This window comes from Citrobacter sp. Awk 2, assembly GCF_028069815.1.
Taxonomy (GTDB): domain Bacteria; phylum Pseudomonadota; class Gammaproteobacteria; order Enterobacterales; family Enterobacteriaceae; genus Citrobacter.
In genome coordinates this window covers 22,428-40,771 of sequence record NZ_JANEWL010000009.1, presented here as the reverse complement: position 1 = coordinate 40,771, position 18,344 = coordinate 22,428, and the positions used below count along the sequence as shown (strand labels likewise).

Sequence of the window (18,344 nt, the reverse complement as noted above, 5' to 3'; positions counted from 1 at the left end):
TTGCCTGACAGTACGCCATCAGGCAAAACGTTAGCGCTGCGTTTCTTCCCAGTCAGCCAGCGTGTACAGCGTTGCTCCGGCTGTAGCCATTTCCATAAAGGCGTGCGCGCTGTCTTCTGGCTGAATATTTACCCCACGGCAACCGTCAGTAATAACGCTGACGGTATAGCCAAGATCGAGCGCATCCAGTACGGTAAATTTTACGCAATAGTCGGTTGCCAGACCCATGATGATCAGTTCAACCATTCGATTTTCCAGCAGCCAGGCATTAAGCGCGGTTGCCTGACGGCGGCCGTTATCAAAAAAGGCGCTGTAACTGTCGACCAGTGGATTTTCACCCTTGGTGAAGGTTTGAGAAATCGCACGCTGGTTCAACAGCGGATGCAGGGCAGCACCTTCGCTATTTTGCACACAGTGATCGGGCCAGAACGTCTGTGGCAGTCCGTCCAGTTGTCCCTGACTGTAAGGCGTAACCTGATGCTGGCTGGCAAAGCTACCGTGATTCGCCGGGTGCCAGTCCAGACTGGCAACGACGGTGTCACCGCGTACGGCACACCAGTCGATCAGACGGTTGGCAATATCGATTGTGCTGTCGCCTTGCGGGACGGCAAGTGCGCCACCGGCACAAAAATCATTCTGTAAATCGACCAGCAATAAGGCTCGGGCCATCGTCATAGACTCCTTTACTCGTCCGGTGTGAGCTCACCACGTAAATTTTGCGTCATCGCTTCGCGAATTGCCTGGGTATCCAGGTTCTGGCTCAGCAAATAATGCAGCTTGGTAAGCGTAGCTTCGACGGTCATGTCCGCGCCGCCAATAACTCCCGCGTGCGCCAGCGCATTCCCCGTCGCGTAACCGCCCATATTGACCTTGCCGGACATGCATTGGGTGAGATTCACCACCACAATGCCACGCGAACTGGCATCTTCAAGCTCTTTCAAAAACTCTTTGTTTTGTGGTGCATTACCGACACCGTAGGATCGAAGAATTAACGCTTTCACGGGCTGGCGCAGGAAATTTCGCACCACGTCAGCAGAGATCCCTGGGTAAATCGTGACCACGCCGATCGGCTGCGGGGTGATGGGGTGAACAATCAGTGAGCCCACACCATGCGGTGCGGGTGGAGTCCCCAGCCGGCGGATGTGGATTCCCGCTTCCAGTAGTGGAGCAAGGTTCGGTGAGGCGAAAGCGTCAAAACCGTCAGCATGTGCTTTGGTTGTACGGTTGCCACGAAACAGGCGGTTGTTGAAAAACAGGGTGACTTCATTAATCGGGTAATTTGCTGCAACGTACAAAGCATTCAGCAAATTGATTTGTCCGTCCGAGCGTAGTTCTGCTAGTGGGATTTGTGACCCTGTCACAATGACCGGTTTACCCAGATTTTCCAGCATAAAAGAGAGCGCCGACGCGGTAAACGCCATGGTGTCGGTACCGTGCAGAATGACAAAACCATCGTAATCGTCATAGTGGGCTTTGATGTCTTCGGCAATATGTTGCCAGTCTTCCGGCGTCATATCGGAGGAATCCATCAGTGGGACGTATTCATGGATGGTGAAGTCTGGCATCTCAGGGCGGTGGAATTCAGGCATCAATGCCAGTTGGCGCTGCAGATGACCCGAAACCGGAATGTAACCCTGTTCAGAGCGCTGCATACCTATGGTACCGCCGGTATAGGCAACGTAAATCGATTTCTTTTGCATGACGATTTTCTTAAGGAGTCAGGATATTAATATAGCCGGATGGCTGCTATGCCTTATCCGGCCTAAAAGTTGCGCGATATTCGTAGGCCGGATAAGACGCCTTAGCGTCCTGTCCGGCAATAGCGACTTAACGGACGTTGGCGCAGGTCAGGCAGAACGCATAACGGTTTTGCGGATCGTTAAACGCAGCCAGTTTATCTCCTTCAGCTTTTACCGCGCTGGCAGCAGAAGCCAGCGGTGCCGGGAGCATTGCCTGAAGGGCTTCTGGCAGCATGGCGCGCACCGAACCTGACATGCTGTCCATGACCATATCCACGAAGGTAGGCTCGTCCTGATAATACTCAATGTGCCATTGTTTCAGTTTTGCCAGCTCTGCAGCTTTCGCGACGGCATCATCGAAATCGCCCAGGCTGTCTACCAGTCCGTTTGCTTTCGCATCCTGACCGGTCCAGACATGACCCTGAGCAATTTTATCAATCTGCTCCGGTGTCGTCTTACGCGCATCCGCAACCAGCGTGATAAAGCGCTTATAGCCGTTCTCGATGCTTAACTGCATCATTTGCTGTACTTCCGACGGTAACGCTTTGGTGATGGAGATATCCGCCAGTGGGGACGTTGCAACACCGTCAGTATGCACGCCAATTGAATCCAGGCTGTTTTCTACGGTATTGATAACACCAAAGATGCCGATGGAACCGGTCAGAGTGCTGGGGTTTGCCACGATGTAGCTTGCAGGCGTGGAGATCCAGTACCCCCCGGACGCCGCCATACCGCCCATGGAAACGACAACCGGTTTGCCCGCTGCTTTTGCCGCTGCCAGCTCAGAACGGATCACTTCCGAGGCGCTGACGCTACCGCCAGGGCTATTCACGCGCAGGACAATGGCCTTCACTTTCGGATCGAGGCGTGCTTCACGGATCTGTGCGGCGGTCGTATCGCCACCCACATTCCCTGGCGTTTCCTCTCCGTCCATAATGGCACCGTTGGCGAAGACGACGCCGATGCTGTCTCCGGTATCAGCAGGTGTTTTCAGTGTGTAATCGTAGTAGCTGACAGAGCGGTAGTTTTTATCCGCTTTGCTCCAGCCAAACTGTTTGGTCAGCAACTTTTCGACTTCAGCACTGGAGGCGAGAGCATCCACCAATTTGTTATCGAGAGCATATTTCGCCGTATCACCGTCGACTTTCGTCAGGCCGTCCAGCATCGCTTGCGCGCCAGGGAATACCTGTTGCGCCGGGATTTGCCGGTTAGCGGCGACCGTATCGAGATAGTTCTGCCACAGCTCGCCAATCCAGCGGCTGTCAGCTTCACGCGCGGCAGGTGACATATCATCACGGATAAACGGCTCGACGGCGGATTTATAGGTACCCACGCGGAATACGTGCGTTGAGACCTTCAGCTTATCCAGCAGGGATTTGTAGTACAGACCGTTGGTGGCAAAGCCGTGCAGATCAACGGAACCCTGCGGGGATAGCCAAATTTTGTTGGCAAAACTTGCCAGATAATACTGCCCCTGGCTGAAGTTATCGCCTACAGCAAAGACAGGCTTACCGCTGTCGCGGAACTCGCGTAGCGCTTTACCGATATATTGCATCGACGGTTGGTCGGCACCGGCGAAGTTTTTCAAGTCCATCACGATGCCGGTAATGTTGCGGTCATCTTTGGCCTGTCGAATGGTATTCACGATATCGAACAGGGAGTTTTCCTGTAGACGATCGGAACTTGCGCCAAACAGCTGACGACCGATGACACTTAACCGACTGGTGCTTGACGGTTTATCAACAATTACCCCCGAGATATCCAGCAGCAGTGCGCCACGTTCAGCATGTTCGCTGGTGTTGCTGCTACTGACCTGCATCCAGATCCCAACACCCACCAGTACTAAAAAGATAAAGAACAGGTTAAGCACAAATTCACGGACGAAATTGAGTAATCGCCATGTCCATTTAAAAAATCCGGCAATAAATCGCCACAGGGTTCGCATGTATTCTCCCTATCGATTAACAACACGCCCCCGTGAGCCACGAGAAAGGCGTTAAGATGTGGCTATCGTAATGACCCGACAGGCACTTGTCAGCAGGAATCACCACCTGTGCTGTAACAAAATCCGCCCGCGTGTTAATTTTGTGAACAAATATCATTGTTGGAGTTAAGCAAATGGATGCACTCGAATTACTTATGACCCGTCGTAGCGCTTCTCGTCTTGTCGAACCGGCCCCGGCGGGAGAGCAGCTGCAAAATATCCTGCGTGCTGGTATGCGTGCGCCAGACCACAAATCGCTACAACCGTGGCAATTTTTTGTGATTGAAGGTGAAGGGCGCGAGCGTTTTAGCGCCGTGCTTGAAAAAGGCGCGATTGCTGCCGGAAGTGATGAAAAAGCACAGGAAAAAGCCCGTACAGCACCGTTTCGCGCGCCGCTGATTATCGCTGTGGTGGCGAAATGTGAAGAAAGCGACAAGGTCCCGATGTGGGAACAAGAAATGTCTGCGGGCTGTGCGGTAATGGCGATGCAAATGGCGGCGATTGCGCAAGGGTTTGGCGGGATCTGGCGCAGCGGAGCCTTAACGGAAAGTACGGTAGTCCGCGAAGCGTTTGATTGTCGTCCACAGGATAAAATCGTCGGTTTTCTCTATCTGGGAACGCCGCAGCTAAAAGCCTCCACCTCGATTAATCTTGCCGATCCGACCTCATTCGTCCGTTATTTCTGACATCAACGGCAAAACTGTCTGGATTATGAGCAAAGACACCCTAATTCAGACAGTCACTCTTACCACATCATGGAATGAGCGCTACCATATCCGCATTGCAATGACAGGAGATGTCCATGAGCGAGAACGCTATTCGTTTAACACAATACAGCCACGGAGCCGGTTGCGGTTGTAAAATTTCCCCGAAAGTGTTGGAAACCATCCTGCACAGCGAGCAGGCGAAGTTTGTTGATCCGAATTTACTCGTGGGTAATGAAACCCGCGATGACGCGGCGGTGTACGATCTGGGTAACGGCACCAGCGTTATCAGTACCACCGATTTCTTTATGCCGATTGTCGATAATCCGTTTGATTTTGGCCGCATTGCTGCGACCAACGCTATCAGCGACATTTTTGCAATGGGCGGCAAACCGATTATGGCAATCGCTATTCTGGGCTGGCCTCTTGATAAGCTGGCACCGGAAATAGCCCGCGAAGTGACCGAAGGTGGGCGTTTTGCCTGTCGTCAGGCGGGGATTGCACTGGCGGGTGGACACTCTATTGATGCCCCTGAACCAATCTTTGGACTCGCTGTGACGGGTATTGTGCCAACCGAACGTGTGAAGAAAAACAGCACCGCTGAGGCTGGATGTAAGCTGTTCCTCACCAAACCACTGGGTATTGGTGTACTGACCACCGCAGAGAAGAAATCGCTGCTGAAACCGGAACACGTCGGACTGGCGACAGAAGTGATGTGCCGTATGAACATTGCCGGTGCGGCATTTGCCGATATCGACGGTGTGAAAGCCATGACCGATGTAACCGGTTTTGGTCTGCTGGGTCATCTGAGCGAGATGTGCCAGGGGGCAGGCGTTCAGGCGCAAATCGTCTACCAGGACATTCCTAAGCTTCCCGGTGTTGAAGAATACATCGCACAGGGCGCAGTGCCGGGCGGCACGCAGCGTAACTACGCGAGCTATGGACACCTGATGGGGGAAATGCCGCAATCGGTACGCGATCTGCTGTGCGATCCGCAAACTTCCGGCGGCTTGCTGCTGGCGGTAACACCGGAATCTGAAGCTGAGGTCAAAGCCGCAGCTGCGCAGTTTGGTATCGATCTCACGGCTATCGGTGAGCTAGTGGAAGCCCGCGGCGGTCGCGCCATGGTTGAGATTCGTTAACCCGATGCGGTTGTTTATTGCCGAAAAACCGAGTCTGGCGCGCGCCATCGCCGATGTGTTACCCAAGCCACATCGTAAAGGTGACGGTTTCATTGAATGCGGAAATGGGCAAGTGGTGACCTGGTGTATCGGTCACTTGCTCGAACAGGCGCAGCCAGACGCCTACGACAGTCGTTATGCTCGCTGGAGCCTGGCCGATCTGCCGATTGTTCCGGAAAAGTGGCAACTGCAGCCGCGTCCCTCTGTGACCAAGCAACTCAACGTCATTAAACGCTTTTTACATGAAGCCAGCGAAGTTATTCACGCCGGAGACCCCGATCGAGAAGGACAACTGCTGGTGGACGAGGTGCTGGATTACCTGCAGCTTGCTCCCGAAAAACGCCAGCAGGTGCAACGCTGCCTGATTAACGACCTCAACCCACAGGCAGTGGAGCGGGCGATAGAGCGTCTACGTGCAAACAGCGATTTCATCCCACTGTGCGTGTCGGCACTGGCACGCGCACGCGCGGACTGGCTGTACGGCATCAATATGACGCGTGCTTACACTATTCTCGGGCGCAACGCAGGGTACCAGGGCGTTCTTTCTGTTGGCCGTGTACAGACACCGGTGCTTGGGCTGGTTGTACGTCGCGATGAAGAGATCGAGAACTTTGTCGCTAAAGATTTTTTTGAGGTGAAAGCGCATATCGTGACACCCGCCGATGAGCGTTTTACCGCCATCTGGCAACCCAGCGAGGCCTGTGAACCTTATCAGGACGAAGAAGGGCGTTTACTGCATCGCACGCTGGCTGAGCATGTGGTGAAGCGCATCAACGGTCAGCCGGCGATAGTCACCAGTTATAATGATAAACGGGAATCAGAATCCGCGCCGCTGCCGTTTTCGCTGTCGGCGCTGCAGATTGAAGCCGCGAAACGCTTCGGTTTAAGTGCGCAAAACGTTCTGGATATCTGCCAGAAACTGTACGAAACCCACAAGCTGATTACCTACCCGCGTTCGGACAGCCGTTATCTGCCGGAGGAGCACTTTGCCGGACGCCATGCGGTGATGAACGCGATTAGCATCCATGCGCCGGATCTGCTACCGCAGCCTGCTGTGAATCCCGATACGCGCAATCGTTGTTGGGACGATAAAAAAGTGGATGCGCACCACGCTATTATTCCGACAGCGCGTAGCTCAACCATCAATCTCAATGACAATGAGTCGAAGATTTACAACCTGATTGCGCGTCAGTATCTGATGCAGTTTTGCGCGGATGCTGTTTTTCGTAAGTGCGTCATTGAACTGGATATCGCCAAAGGTAAGTTTGTTGCCAAGGCGCGTTTCCTGGCCGAGGCCGGATGGCGTACGCTGCTCGGTAACAAAGAGCGCGATGAAGATAACGACGGTACGCCGCTGCCAGTGGTGGCAAAAGACGATGAGTTGCTGTGTGAAAAAGGCGAAGTGGTTGAACGTCAGACCCAGCCGCCGCGTCACTTTACCGATGCGACGTTGTTGTCGGCAATGACCGGGATAGCGCGTTTTGTGCAGGATAAAGATCTGAAAAAGATCCTCCGCGCGACAGACGGACTGGGGACAGAAGCAACACGAGCCGGGATTATCGAATTACTGTTTAAACGCGGATTCCTGGTGAAAAAAGGGCGCTATATCCATTCGACCGATGCCGGAAAAGCGCTGTTCCACTCGCTGCCTGAAATGGCGACACGCCCGGATATGACCGCGCACTGGGAGTCGATTCTGACCCAAATTAGTGAAAAACAGTGTCGTTATCAGGACTTTATGCAGCCGTTAGTCGGAACGCTGTATCAGTTAATCGACCAGGCTCGTAGTACACCCGTTCGCCGGTTCCGTGGGATTGCTGCACCTGGCGGTAGTGATAAGAAAAAGAGTGTGCCGCGTAAACGTCCGGCAAAAAAAAGCCCGCCAGCAGATGAGGCGAGCGTGTAGTGTATTCGTAGGCCGGATAAGGCACGCGTGCTGCATCCGGCAATGCCTGATGGCGCGACGCTTATCAGGCCTACGGGAGCTACAGTTCTGAATTAAATCACACCCTGGCCCAGCATCGCGTCGGCAACTTTCACAAAGCCTGCGATGTTGGCGCCGCGCACATAGTTGGTTTGTTTGCTTTCACCGCCGTACTCGACACAGGCGTGGTGAATATCCAGCATGATATGGTGCAGACGGGCATCGACTTTCTCTGCCTTCCAGCCCAGACGCGCGGCATTCTGCGCCATTTCCAGACCGGATGTGGCGACACCACCTGCGTTAGCGGCTTTGCCTGGCGCAAACAAAACGCCTGCTTCCAGGAACAGATCGGTGGCCTCGATGGTCGTTGGCATATTTGCGCCTTCGGCGACGGCTTTTACGCCATTGGCGATCAGTACGCGTGCGGCATCGACATCCAGTTCGTTCTGGGTTGCGCATGGCAGGGCGATATCAACCGGAACAGACCAGGGTTGTTTACCTTCCAGATAGGTCAGACCAAACTCACGGGCGTAATCCGCCACGCGGCCGTCACGGCTGTCTTTAATCGCGCACAGACGCGCCAGTTTTTCTTTTGTAAAACCACTTTCATCAACCACGGTACCGCTGGAGTCGGAGGCGGTAACCACGCGCGCACCAAACTCCATCGCCTTCTCAATGGCGAATTGTGCAACGTTACCGGAGCCGGAAACAGCCACACGCATCCCTTCAAAACCCAGACCATGGCGTTTGAGCATCGCTTCGGTGAAGTACACCAGACCGTAGCCAGTTGCTTCCGGGCGAATCAGGCTGCCACCGAAAGAAAGGCCTTTTCCGGTGAAGACGCAGGCGCTGTTATTGGACAGCTTTTTCATCATCCCGGCCATAAAGCCGACCTCACGACCGCCCACGCCGATATCACCCGCAGGGACGTCGGTATCGGGCCCTAAATGGCGGAACAGTTCCGTCATCAGCGCCTGACAAAAACGCATGATTTCGCCTTCGCTTTTACCTTTCGGATCAAAGTCGCTACCGCCTTTACCACCACCCATTGGCAGCGTGGTGAGTGCGTTTTTAAAGGTCTGCTCAAAGCCGAGGAACTTCAGGATCGACAGGTTCACCGAAGGATGGAAACGCATGCCGCCTTTGTACGGGCCAATTGCGGAGCTGAACTGTACGCGCCACGCACGGTTAACCTGTACCTGATTGCGATCGTCGAGCCAGACCACGCGGAACTGGATCACGCGCTCAGGTTCAACCAGACGCTCCAGCAAGGACATTTGACGATAGCGCGGGTTTTGCTCAAGGAACGGCCACAGTGTCGTCATTACCTCACGAACGGCTTGCGCGAACTCGGTCTGATTCGGGTCGCGCTTTTGTACATGGTTGAGAAACGACTCCAGAGAACATGTCTGATCCATAGATATAAGAACCTCTTATGTATTGATATGGTTATATTTTTGATATTTGTGTTAAGTGTTTTGCAGTTTTTGACTATACCATCAGCAGTGTGACGAGACGCAAGAAAAAATTAATCCCGCTAAGTAAATTAATATCGCGGCGTTGCTCATAACCAAAAACGATGATGGAGGAACTAAAGTTTCTGCCGGTTTATACCGTTATACTGAGCATAGATGTCAGTTAAAAAGGAAAGAATATGCGCCGTTTAATCATGGCAGGTGCGTTGGTGGTGTTATCCAACGGGGTACTGGCAAATCAGCTTTATCGTCCGGATGTGCAAGTGAATGTGCCGCCGGAAGTGTTCAGTTCCAGCGGCCAGCGCGCGCAGCCCTGTAATCAGTGCTGCATTTATCAGGATCAAAACTATTCAGAAGGGGCGGTGGTGAAAGCCGATGGCGTGCTGCTACAGTGCCAGCGCGATGAGAAAACCATCAGCACGAACCCGCTGGTCTGGCGGCGTGTAAAAGAATAAACGCTTCTAATAGCGGGATATCGGCAGGCGCGAGTGGATAACGCAGCGCCTCTTTGGGTGAGCACCAGACCAAATCCTGATGCTCATGGGCGTAAAGCTCGCCCTGATAAGCCGGCACGTGCCAGGCATGCAGATGTATCAATCGGCCTGATACTTCACGCTGATGGCTGGCGATGTAATTCCCAACGATAGCCTCGATACCCAGTTCCTCACGTAATTCACGGACCAGCGCTTGTGGTTGGCTCTCTCCAGGTTCAACCTTACCACCAGCAAATTCCCACATACCGGATTGATCTGCATGCTGCGGGCGTTGAGCCAGTAAAATTTTGCCATCACGTTCAATAATCGCGGCGACCACGTCGAGGGTTTTCATCATATTCATCAAGATCTAACTGCAGAAAATGACATAATATAGTTAACCATGGGTTTGACCAAAAGTATTCAGGAGCAACCGTTGAATGAACCTCAGTCATGGGTAAAACCGTTGACGCGCATCCCTTCCAGTTTGAAACCGCTTGTTGCAACACAGAAAAAACACTATGGCGATGTGCTACATCCCACGCGCTGGTGGGGGCGAATGCCATTTCTGTTCTGGCTGGTGGCGCTGTTTGTTGGCTTCCTGGAGCGTAAGCGGGCGCGCTTAACGCCGGTGATGCGAGCATTGTTGATGACACGTGTTTCTCAGGTGTGCCATTGCGCCTTTTGTGTGGATGCCAACAGTTTACGTCTGGCTGAACGCTGTGGCGCACTGGATAAAGTATTGCAGGTTGCTGCCTGGCAAGAATCGACGCTGTTCAGTGAAGAAGAACGTGTCGCACTGGCTTATGCGGATGCCGTTACCGCCACGCCGCCTCGGGTTGATGAGGCATTAAAGGCGCAAATGAAGCTGCATTTTACCGAGGATGTAATTACTGAAATGACCGCGCTGATTGCGTTCCAAAATCTCTCGGCGCGCTTTAATGCCGCCCTTGATATTCCTTCGCAGGGACTGTGCGACACCTTCAAAGGACGCCCACATGCTTGACTGCCATCTTCATCCGCGCTTAAAACCGCTTTTGCATCGGTGTGTGCGGGTTATCGATAAGCCTGCAATTACGCCGGATGGCCTGACACTGGTTGGTTTTGCCATTGGTGTGCTGGCGTTGCCGTTTCTGGCTTTAGGCTGGTATCAGGCGGCGTTGGTGGTTATCGTGCTAAATCGTCTGTTTGATGGACTGGACGGTGCGCTTGCGCGGCGCAGGGGGCTTACTGATGCCGGCGGGTTTCTCGATATCTCGCTCGACTTTCTTTTTTACGCCTTAGTACCGTTTGGTTTTATTCTGGCCGCACCGGAGCTGAATGCGCTGGCCGGCAGCTGGCTGTTGTTCGCCTTTATCGGAACGGGGAGTAGTTTTCTCGCCTTTGCCGCGTTGGCGGCGAAACACCAGATTGATAATCCGGGTTATGCGCATAAGTCGTTTTATTATCTGGGCGGGCTGACCGAAGGAACCGAGACCATTTTGTTGTTTGTGCTGGGCTGCCTGTTCCCGGGATATTTTGCCCTGATGGCATGGATATTTGGCGCGCTGTGCTGGATGACAACACTCACCCGGATCTGGAGTGGATATTTGACGCTGAAAGCGGTTCAGCGTCAGGCGTAACGTATTGCGTTGCCGGATACGCTTATCCGGCAATCATGCCAATCTTACTTGCTGCTGTCCGGACCACGTTCACCGCTGGCTACCGGGTTCTTCGGATCGCTGCTCCACTCATACCAACCGCCATCATAGACCGACACGTTTTGCCAGCCCATTGCGCGGGCGTACATAAAGGTTTCTGAGGCGCGCCAACCGGTACCGCAATAGAAAGAGACCTGCTGATCCGGCAGAATGTTCCATTGCTTCCACATTGCGGCGATGTCGTCTGCACTGCGCATCGTACCATCCGGATTATGGAAATCTTCCATGTGAGTGGAGTCACTTCCCGCATGGCCCCAACGAGCGCCAGCGATTTCACCTTTTGGCTTGATGTAGCTGTATCCACTGGTGGTACCGATAAACTCTGGCCATGAACGGATGCTGACCAGTGACGCATCCTGGCGATGCAGCAAGCCGCGAGCCTGTGTCATATCCAGCATCAATTGTGGTTGGGCGGGGATCGTGACGCCAAAATCCGGTTCTGGTTTGACCGTCGGCGGGGTGCCGCGTTCGACGGGTAAACCTGCGTCGGACCAGGTTTGCCAGCCACCGTCGAGCAGGCGCACATCTTTTACACCCGCATACAGCATGATTTGCGCCACGCGTGCAGCGGCGTACACATCGCGGCCATACAAAATGACCGTGGTGTCGTGGCGGATACCGTGTTTAGCCAGCATCGCTTTTAGCTGTTCGTCGGAGACTTTATTCCACAGCGGTTCGCTTTCCACTTCGTTAGTGTCAATGTATCCCGCACCCGGAATATGGCTCAGCAGATAAAATTTTGGCGCACCCCAGGCCGCTTCAATGACTTTCCAGTCACCAGCCGGTTTTGCGGTAACGTCTTTACCTTGCTGAAGATCGTGCAGCCATTGTGGGTAGACCAACTGTTCGAAGTGCGGCAGGCGCTGCAAGCGTGCAGGGTCCTGTAGCGCATCGCTAAGGGTCGAAATATGGTTAAAACCCACTTTTTGCAGGCGGTTTTTGACGGCTTTCACATCGCTGTCGTTGCCATACAGTGCCACTGGCGCATCGGCTTTTAACTGATGTGCCTGAACCCAGGCGGTAAGTTGTTCATCGTTCATCTTGTCGAGCCAGGCGGCAGACAGATTCAGTGCGGAGGGTTCGTGCCCGGAAGGGCCATTGAGCGACTGAGGCCAGCCATTATAAAAAGCGCTCTGACGGGTATCGATTGCCGCGCCTTGTTTTTGCTGTAACTGGTTGAGGGTAAGCGTCTGTGCTGTTTCAGCAGCCCAGGAAGAAGCGCAAGCGAGCCCTAAAGCCAGTGCCAGCGCGGTCATTTGAGAAACACGTTTCATCGAATAGCCCGACGTTGAAAAAAAGAGGACGACATTGTGTGCCGCCGGTTAAGTAAAATCCTTGCGTTAACGCAGCATAACGCCACATTCACGCCCAGGAATCCATTTGTACTACACGGCCTGCCGGGGGGACGTCTTGTGCATCGTGGGTGACTTGCACCACAGGGATCCCCAACTTCCGCACTTCGGTGAAAACCCACAGGCGAAACGTATCCCGCAGTGACGCATCCAGGCGACTGAAGGGTTCATCCAGCAGCAAAGCCTGCGGTTGTGCCAGCAAGGCGCGAAGCAGGGCGATGCGTGAGCGTTGCCCTCCGGACAGCGATGCCGGGTCGCGATGATAAAAGCCTGCCAGGTCCGCACGCTCAAGGGCATGTTCCACTTCATCGCGTCTCGCCGTACCTTTCAGGTCAGCGGGTAGTGCCAGTGATAAATTTTGCCCAACACTGAAATGATCAAACAGCAGGGCATCCTGGAACAGAATACCAATCTGGCGCTGTGCGGTAGGTAATGTGTCAATGCGCCGTTCATTGAGCCATAGTTGACCGGAGGCACGAAATTGATCGGGGAGCGCACCAATCATCCACGAAAATAGTGAAGACTTGCCGCTACCCGAAGGCCCCATAATAGTGACGATGTCACCTTTATTGACCTGAAGGTTGACGCCTGTCAGCAGGGGTGTTGAACCCAGGTACAGGGAAACATCTTTCACTATGAGCATTAGCGGAGTCCTTGTCGAAAGCGGCCAACCCAGGCGGAAAGCGAGGCTGCGAGTGCGAAAACAACCAACGGTAACAGCAATTGCCATAGCGCCTGTGCCGCCAGAATAGCGGTGCTGCCACCGCTGCTTAATGCTACGGCTTCGGTCGTGAGTGTGGGATAACGACCTGCGCCCAACCATAATGTTGGCATGTACTGGGCAATACTCACCGAAAATCCTACGGCGAAAGCAATCAGTGCCGGGCGCAGAATCAATGGGCATTTTACCTGCCAGAAGATGCGGTTTTGTGTCCAGCCCAGCGTTTGCGCAATCACAATAAGGCGTGAGTCAATACGCTGCCATGCAGGTTTAAGCACAAACAGCATCCACGGTGTTACCCACAATAAATGCCCCCAGACCACCGTGATAAACTGGCCATCCTGTTGGGCATATAGTGCCAGCGTATATTGCCCGGTGACCAGCGGTAACGCGGGTAAGATAATGGGCAACCAGACCCAACGGTGTCCGGTTTGTGGCCCCCATTCCAGCCATATCAACAGTGTGACCAGCGCAAGCGTACTGGCCAGAAGCCCCATTAGCAGGCTATTGATCAGCGCATCTCGATTCAGCGATGAGTATTCTGCCATCAGGAGCAAAACGACTGCGCACACAACGCCGCTGATGGGCAGAAGCTGTATCAGCGAGCGTCCGGCTGTACAGGATGAAAAATGCAGGCGTACACCGCTGATTGCCGGAATTGTGCGCCGCCAGCCGCGCCAGAGCAGATAGCCCGCCAGCGCAAAAATGACCAGTAACAGCACCAGCAGCAAACTGGCGAGCGCGCCTTTTGTCTGCTGGTCGGCGTCGCCCTGACTTAACCATTGCCAGCTCAACACCGCGAGTGTTGGCGGGTTGCCGGGGCCAAGGACGATGGCGACATCCACGACGGAGAGCGACCACGCGACAATCGCCAGCATAACTTTCCCTAGCGCTGGCGCGATAGAGGGCAGTACCAGCCAGTTCAGACACTGCAATCGGCTGTAACCCAGAGAGTCCAGCACGATGACCTGTTGCGACAACTGCTTGTCACTCAATAAAGCGGAAAGGATCCAGAGCAAGAAAGCGCTTTCTTTCACCGCCAATGTGATGCCCAGACCCACACCGTAGCGGTCCAATAGTGGGCTGAGAAACGGCAATAGACGGTAGAGCATGCCGCCTTCGGCAAAAAGTAACAGCGTGCTGGTGGCAAAGGCAACGTGCGGAACCGCCAGCAGCCAGGGGAGGTGAGTACAAAGCCGCACCCATCTGGCGCCGGGCCAGAATGCAAGAACGGTCAGCAGGGCGATACTGAGCGCGCCAGTGGCTGCCAGCGTGACAGAAACCAGTGTCGCCAGTAGCGCTTGCAGGAGTTGGGGATCGGCAAACAGCGCCTGCCAGTGTGCAATGGAAAGCGCTGGCGCAATTAGCGTAAAAGCCGCAGGGACCAGCGGCAAATAGATTGCCGTCATGAAGGCCCAGAGCAGCAGAATTAATGCGTACCGTAACGGCGTAGCCATTCTTGTTCCAGTGCATTTACCCAGGCTGCGTGTGGCTCAGGCAGGACAGCGGGGAGTCCTTTCGGGATTCGAGCCAGTAGCGCCTCCCGCTGTTCGGCTGGTAGTTTTTGGGGGTCAAGCACTGAAGGATCGCCCCAAAAGGTGGGGTCAGCTTTGCGGAGCTGCGCTTCAGGCGAGAGCAGGAAGTTAGCCACCACTTTCGCCCCAGCACTGGCACGTGCATTAGCGGGAATGGTGACAAAATGCACATTGCCCAGCATGCCCTGAGAGAAGCCAAAACTATAGCTATTTTTCGGTAACTCGCCGCGAGCGATTTTTTGCTGTGCATGCGCGGGGTTAAAGGTTAACGACATCCGCAGCGTGCCGCTATTCAGCAGGGCATCCATCCGCGCAGGCGTAGGGGGAAAGTCTTTCCCTTCGCGCCACAGTACGGGATGTAAAGCATCAAGATACTGCCACAAGGGGGCGGTAACCTCGGCGAACGTGGCTGCATCGGGAGCACTTTTCAGTGCTTGTGGTTTTGCAGTGAGCGTAATCAGCAACTGTTCGAGAAAAGCGGTACCGGTAAAGTCGGGTGGGCGCGGATAGGTCACCGTGCCGGGATGCGCTCGCGCAAATTCCAGCAGTGTCTGCGCAGAGCGAGGGGGCTGTTCTGTGATATCCCGATTGGCGATAAAGGTTAACTGCGCGCTACCCCACGGAGATTCAGCACCCTCAGTTGGAATGGCGAAGTCTTCAGTCACCGGTTGTTGGGTATCCACGTAACGCCAGTTGGGCAGCATTTGCGCCCACTGCGTTTGCAGCAGACCAGCGTCTTTCAGCGTGCGAAAATTCTCGCCATTGACCCACAGGAGATCAACCGAACCACCTGTTTTACGCCCTGATGCCGCTTCGGTCTGGATGCGTTTTACAGCATCGGCGGCATCCGCCAGACGGACAATTTTCAGGTTAATGGCATAGTGTGTTTTCATCTCACCGCTAACCCAGTCGAGATACTGATTAACGGCGTTATCGCCTCCCCAGGCGTTAAACCACACCGTCTGACCCCGGGCGTCGTTTTTGATTTGCTGCCAGTTATCACTCTGCGCAAAGGTCGCCAGCGGAGAGAGCAGCAAACTCAGGCACAATAAACAGTAACGCATAGTATCTCCAGTCGTTTATGGAGGCTTCAGGAACGCTTCCTGTGCCGCTCAAGATAAAGGCCTCTTGCCACTGAAATCACGACACTCAGGGCAAACAGAATAAACAGCCCGGTCACGAACCAATATGTGCCGCCGGTCAGCAGGCTACCAGCCCATGAGTAAACGATAGTGGCAGGTAACTGGCCAAGACCGGTGGCGATGAAAAAATGACGAAAGCGGATGGACGTCAGGCCGGCGGCGTAACTGACCGGATCGAATGGAACGAAAGGTAACAGGCGGCAGACCAGAATGGCGTGTTTACCGTAGCGCTCAAAAAAGGCGTCCATATTTTTCAACACCGTTTTACCGGTTAATCTTTCTACTGCGCTGCGGCCGAACACCCGGGCGATAAAAAAGCAGAGTGCTGCCCCCGCCATCGCACTGGTCCAGGAGAGAACACCTCCCCAGAATGCGCCAAACAATGAGGCATTCGCAAAGGTGATCAGGAAGGCGGGAAGTGGGGCGATGATCGCCTGTAAAATCATCAGGAAGAACGATACGACCGCGGCCTGGGGACCCCAGGAACGAATGAAATTTTCAAGAGCATGCTGATCAAGCGTGGTAAACGCAGTCAGGCTCTGTGTGAGAAAGTCTCTCACGTCGGGCAGCCATGCCCACGCCATTAACGCGACGACCAACAGGGCAATGAACCCAGCCCGGCAACACTTTCTGATCTGCGTTTTATTCAGCGTTCTCATTTACCGGCAAGCTCTCGATTTGCAGAGGGGTCGACATGTTTATATCGGGCCCAGGCTTTTGCCGCCTGCACGAGGGCAAACAAGGCAAAGCCTGCAACACTGAGTTTAACGATAAACGCCCAGGTGATGCCTTCACTGGCGAGTTCGTGTGACATCAGCGTATAGATAAAGATACCTGGTAACGTGGTGACAGCTGAAATCAGAGTAAATGACCAGAACGGAATGGCCGTCAGTCCGTAAGCATAGTTTTGAATATTATAAGGAAACAGGGGGACGAGACGGGTCAGGATCAGAAAGTCGATACCGCTATGGGCAATCCCTTTTTCGATCGCCTGAAACGTCGCCGTATGCCCGACGTGTTTCAGTAATAGTTCCCGCCCAAGCCAGCGTGCCAGTAAAAATGACAATGCCGAGGCAACGGTTGCTGCCAGTAAAGAGATGAGCGTGCCAACCAGTGGGCCGAAAAGGATACCGCCGACAATCACCAGAATGCTGCCAGGTATCAGGCACAGCGCCGCGACGATAAAGAGCAGAATATAAAGCGCGTAGCCGAACAGCCCGCTTTGGCGGATGACATCTTGTAAATGATGGAGATTGGTTATCAGGTCAGACAGACCAAAATAGTGGAAAACCCCAGCCAGGGCGCAGAATAGCACTGCCACAATCAGCAGTCGGTATTCTGCCTTATGCGAACTTCTTTTTCATGGGGGGTCTCCTGTAAATTCGTGGGTGATGAAGCGCTTTCACCAGCGAAAAGTGCGCGCGAAGATATATTAAAATCCGGCTCACAACAATGTATTACCGTCGCTTTATTGATTTTGCACAGAATATACTGACTCTCCAGGCGAGGCCCGGAGAGCGAAAAAATGCTGATGATTAGACGCGGAATTTTGCCCACACTGGCGCGTGGTCGGACGGTTTTTCCATGCTGCGGATCTCATAGTCGATACCCGTTTCTTCGCAACGTTCCGCCAGCGGATTGCTTGCCAGCAGCAGGTCAATACGCAGACCACGGTTATCGTCGAAGCCTTTCGAGCGGTAATCAAACCACGAAAACTGGTCGTTTTTATCAGGATGCGCGTGACGATAGGTGTCCACCAGTCCCCAACCTAACAGACGTTCCATCCACTCGCGTTCTTCCGGCAGGAAGGAACATTTCCCGGTACGCAACCAGCGTTTGCGATTCTCTTCGCCGATGCCGATATCCAGGTCGGTTGGGCTGATATTCATATCACCCATGATCAGCACCGGATTATCGCGTTTCAGCTCCGTCTCAAGATAGTTTTGTAAGTTCTGATAGAACGCCGCTTTTGCCGGGAATTTAGTTTCATGGTCGCGGCTTTCGCCCTGTGGGAAGTAGCCGTTGATGACGGTGATGTTGCCAAGCGGAGACGGGATCTCCGCCATAATGATACGGCGCTGAGCCTCTTCGTCATCATTCGGGAAACCACGGCGCACTGCGATCGGTGTTTCTTTGGTTAACAGTGCCACACCGTAATGGCCTTTCTGACCGTGATAGAAAACGTTGTAGCCCAATTTTGCTACCTCTTCGAGAGGGAACATATCGTCGTGAACTTTTGTCTCCTGTAAGCCAATAACATCCGGTTGGTGTTTTTCGACAATGGCTGCCAGTTGATGAGGACGGGCACGCAGGCCGTTGATATTAAAAGAGACAAATTTCATAGTCGCTGCCACTTTGTAAGATGAATAGTGCAAGGATGGTAGCAGAATTTCCACGAACTGACTGCTTCTTGT

At 53.8% G+C, this 18,344-nt stretch carries 18 protein-coding genes; 6 read left to right on the top strand and 12 right to left on the bottom strand.

The window, feature by feature from the left end:
- Positions 1 to 30: 30 nt before the first annotated feature.
- From pncA to sppA, 3 genes are all read right to left on the bottom strand, one after another.
- Positions 31 to 669: a bifunctional nicotinamidase/pyrazinamidase gene (gene pncA / locus NNO02_RS04370; protein WP_271454298.1), complete on the bottom strand. Its 639-nt coding sequence runs from the start codon at positions 667 to 669 to the stop codon at positions 31 to 33.
- 14 nt (positions 670 to 683) lie between these two features.
- Positions 684 to 1,700: an asparaginase gene (gene ansA, locus NNO02_RS04365; protein ID WP_202038841.1), complete on the bottom strand. Its 1,017-nt coding sequence runs from the start codon at positions 1,698 to 1,700 to the stop codon at positions 684 to 686.
- Between the two features lie 127 nt (positions 1,701 to 1,827).
- On the bottom strand, positions 1,828 to 3,684 hold the full coding sequence (gene sppA / locus NNO02_RS04360) for a signal peptide peptidase SppA (protein WP_271454282.1): 1,857 nt from the start codon (positions 3,682 to 3,684) through the stop codon (positions 1,828 to 1,830).
- Between the two features lie 173 nt (positions 3,685 to 3,857).
- Here sppA and NNO02_RS04355 point away from each other — a divergent pair, with 173 nt between their 5' ends.
- From NNO02_RS04355 to topB, 3 genes are all read left to right on the top strand, one after another.
- Complete coding sequence (locus NNO02_RS04355) at positions 3,858 to 4,409, top strand: NAD(P)H nitroreductase (protein ID WP_202038839.1); 552 nt, start codon at positions 3,858 to 3,860, stop codon at positions 4,407 to 4,409.
- A 116-nt stretch (positions 4,410 to 4,525) separates the two neighbouring features.
- Positions 4,526 to 5,569: a selenide, water dikinase SelD gene (gene selD, locus NNO02_RS04350; RefSeq protein ID WP_271449111.1), complete on the top strand. Its 1,044-nt coding sequence runs from the start codon at positions 4,526 to 4,528 to the stop codon at positions 5,567 to 5,569.
- 4 nt (positions 5,570 to 5,573) lie between these two features.
- Entirely contained in the window at positions 5,574 to 7,514 is a 1,941-nt protein-coding gene (gene topB / locus NNO02_RS04345; protein ID WP_271454281.1) for a DNA topoisomerase III, read from the top strand.
- A gap of 92 nt (positions 7,515 to 7,606) precedes the next feature.
- Here the strand turns inward: topB and gdhA are convergent, their stop codons facing one another.
- Positions 7,607 to 8,950, bottom strand: a complete 1,344-nt coding sequence (gdhA, locus tag NNO02_RS04340) for an NADP-specific glutamate dehydrogenase (RefSeq protein ID WP_003832501.1) — start codon at positions 8,948 to 8,950, stop codon at positions 7,607 to 7,609.
- 236 nt (positions 8,951 to 9,186) lie between these two features.
- Between gdhA and NNO02_RS04335 the strand changes: the two genes are divergently transcribed.
- Positions 9,187 to 9,462 carry a YnjH family protein gene (locus NNO02_RS04335; protein ID WP_271454280.1) on the top strand — a complete coding sequence of 92 codons (276 nt, stop codon included), beginning with the start codon at positions 9,187 to 9,189 and terminating at the stop codon, positions 9,460 to 9,462.
- Here the strand turns inward: NNO02_RS04335 and NNO02_RS04330 are convergent.
- Positions 9,422 to 9,835, bottom strand: a complete 414-nt coding sequence (locus NNO02_RS04330; RefSeq protein WP_202039709.1) for a pyrimidine (deoxy)nucleoside triphosphate diphosphatase — start codon at positions 9,833 to 9,835, stop codon at positions 9,422 to 9,424. The genes NNO02_RS04335 and NNO02_RS04330 overlap by 41 nt on opposite strands.
- Before the next feature lie 81 nt (positions 9,836 to 9,916).
- On the opposite strand from NNO02_RS04330, the gene NNO02_RS04325 reads away from it, so the two are divergent.
- Together NNO02_RS04325 and NNO02_RS04320 are read left to right on the top strand one after the other, a co-directional pair.
- Complete coding sequence (locus NNO02_RS04325; protein ID WP_271454279.1) at positions 9,917 to 10,486, top strand: carboxymuconolactone decarboxylase family protein; 570 nt, start codon at positions 9,917 to 9,919, stop codon at positions 10,484 to 10,486.
- Positions 10,479 to 11,102, top strand: coding sequence for a CDP-alcohol phosphatidyltransferase family protein (locus NNO02_RS04320; RefSeq protein WP_271449109.1), 624 nt, complete (start codon positions 10,479 to 10,481; stop codon positions 11,100 to 11,102). Before NNO02_RS04325 ends, NNO02_RS04320 begins: the two co-directional genes overlap by 8 nt.
- A gap of 44 nt (positions 11,103 to 11,146) precedes the next feature.
- Here NNO02_RS04320 and NNO02_RS04315 read toward each other — a convergent pair whose 3' ends face one another.
- From NNO02_RS04315 to xthA, 7 genes are all read right to left on the bottom strand, one after another.
- Positions 11,147 to 12,454 carry a sulfurtransferase gene (locus NNO02_RS04315; protein WP_271454278.1) on the bottom strand — a complete coding sequence of 436 codons (1,308 nt, stop codon included), beginning with the start codon at positions 12,452 to 12,454 and terminating at the stop codon, positions 11,147 to 11,149.
- A gap of 88 nt (positions 12,455 to 12,542) precedes the next feature.
- On the bottom strand, positions 12,543 to 13,175 hold the full coding sequence (locus tag NNO02_RS04310; protein WP_271454277.1) for an ATP-binding cassette domain-containing protein: 633 nt from the start codon (positions 13,173 to 13,175) through the stop codon (positions 12,543 to 12,545).
- The gene (locus NNO02_RS04305; protein WP_271454276.1) at positions 13,175 to 14,710 is read right to left on the bottom strand and encodes a thiamine ABC transporter permease; all 1,536 of its coding nucleotides are present in this window, start codon (positions 14,708 to 14,710) and stop codon (positions 13,175 to 13,177) included. Before NNO02_RS04305 ends, NNO02_RS04310 begins: the two co-directional genes overlap by 1 nt.
- A complete protein-coding gene (locus NNO02_RS04300; RefSeq protein WP_271454275.1) occupies positions 14,683 to 15,852 on the bottom strand; it encodes an ABC transporter substrate-binding protein in 1,170 nt (389 codons plus the stop codon). The genes NNO02_RS04305 and NNO02_RS04300 overlap by 28 nt, the downstream gene beginning before the upstream one ends.
- 26 nt (positions 15,853 to 15,878) lie before the next feature.
- Positions 15,879 to 16,580: a TVP38/TMEM64 family protein gene (locus tag NNO02_RS04295; protein WP_442867886.1), complete on the bottom strand. Its 702-nt coding sequence runs from the start codon at positions 16,578 to 16,580 to the stop codon at positions 15,879 to 15,881.
- A 5-nt stretch (positions 16,581 to 16,585) separates the two neighbouring features.
- A complete protein-coding gene (locus tag NNO02_RS04290; RefSeq protein ID WP_271454297.1) occupies positions 16,586 to 17,260 on the bottom strand; it encodes a TVP38/TMEM64 family protein in 675 nt (224 codons plus the stop codon).
- A gap of 205 nt (positions 17,261 to 17,465) precedes the next feature.
- Positions 17,466 to 18,272 carry an exodeoxyribonuclease III gene (xthA, locus tag NNO02_RS04285; protein WP_116360166.1) on the bottom strand — a complete coding sequence of 269 codons (807 nt, stop codon included), beginning with the start codon at positions 18,270 to 18,272 and terminating at the stop codon, positions 17,466 to 17,468.
- Positions 18,273 to 18,344 lie beyond the last annotated feature (72 nt).

Excerpts from the sequence above, each read along its gene's own strand:
- pncA (WP_271454298.1), bottom strand. The coding sequence starts at position 669 with ATGGCCCGAGCCTTATTGCTGGTCGATTTACAGAATGATTTTTGTGCC.
- ansA (WP_202038841.1), bottom strand. The coding sequence starts at position 1,700 with ATGCAAAAGAAATCGATTTACGTTGCCTATACCGGCGGTACCATAGGT.
- sppA (WP_271454282.1), bottom strand. The coding sequence starts at position 3,684 with ATGCGAACCCTGTGGCGATTTATTGCCGGATTTTTTAAATGGACATGG.
- NNO02_RS04355 (WP_202038839.1), top strand. The coding sequence starts at position 3,858 with ATGGATGCACTCGAATTACTTATGACCCGTCGTAGCGCTTCTCGTCTT.
- selD (WP_271449111.1), top strand. The coding sequence starts at position 4,526 with ATGAGCGAGAACGCTATTCGTTTAACACAATACAGCCACGGAGCCGGT.
- topB (WP_271454281.1), top strand. The coding sequence starts at position 5,574 with ATGCGGTTGTTTATTGCCGAAAAACCGAGTCTGGCGCGCGCCATCGCC.
- gdhA (WP_003832501.1), bottom strand. The coding sequence starts at position 8,950 with ATGGATCAGACATGTTCTCTGGAGTCGTTTCTCAACCATGTACAAAAG.
- NNO02_RS04335 (WP_271454280.1), top strand. The coding sequence starts at position 9,187 with ATGCGCCGTTTAATCATGGCAGGTGCGTTGGTGGTGTTATCCAACGGG.
- NNO02_RS04330 (WP_202039709.1), bottom strand. The coding sequence starts at position 9,835 with ATGAAAACCCTCGACGTGGTCGCCGCGATTATTGAACGTGATGGCAAA.
- NNO02_RS04320 (WP_271449109.1), top strand. The coding sequence starts at position 10,479 with ATGCTTGACTGCCATCTTCATCCGCGCTTAAAACCGCTTTTGCATCGG.
- NNO02_RS04315 (WP_271454278.1), bottom strand. The coding sequence starts at position 12,454 with ATGAAACGTGTTTCTCAAATGACCGCGCTGGCACTGGCTTTAGGGCTC.
- NNO02_RS04310 (WP_271454277.1), bottom strand. The coding sequence starts at position 13,175 with ATGCTCATAGTGAAAGATGTTTCCCTGTACCTGGGTTCAACACCCCTG.
- NNO02_RS04305 (WP_271454276.1), bottom strand. The coding sequence starts at position 14,710 with ATGGCTACGCCGTTACGGTACGCATTAATTCTGCTGCTCTGGGCCTTC.
- NNO02_RS04300 (WP_271454275.1), bottom strand. The coding sequence starts at position 15,852 with ATGCGTTACTGTTTATTGTGCCTGAGTTTGCTGCTCTCTCCGCTGGCG.
- xthA (WP_116360166.1), bottom strand. The coding sequence starts at position 18,272 with ATGAAATTTGTCTCTTTTAATATCAACGGCCTGCGTGCCCGTCCTCAT.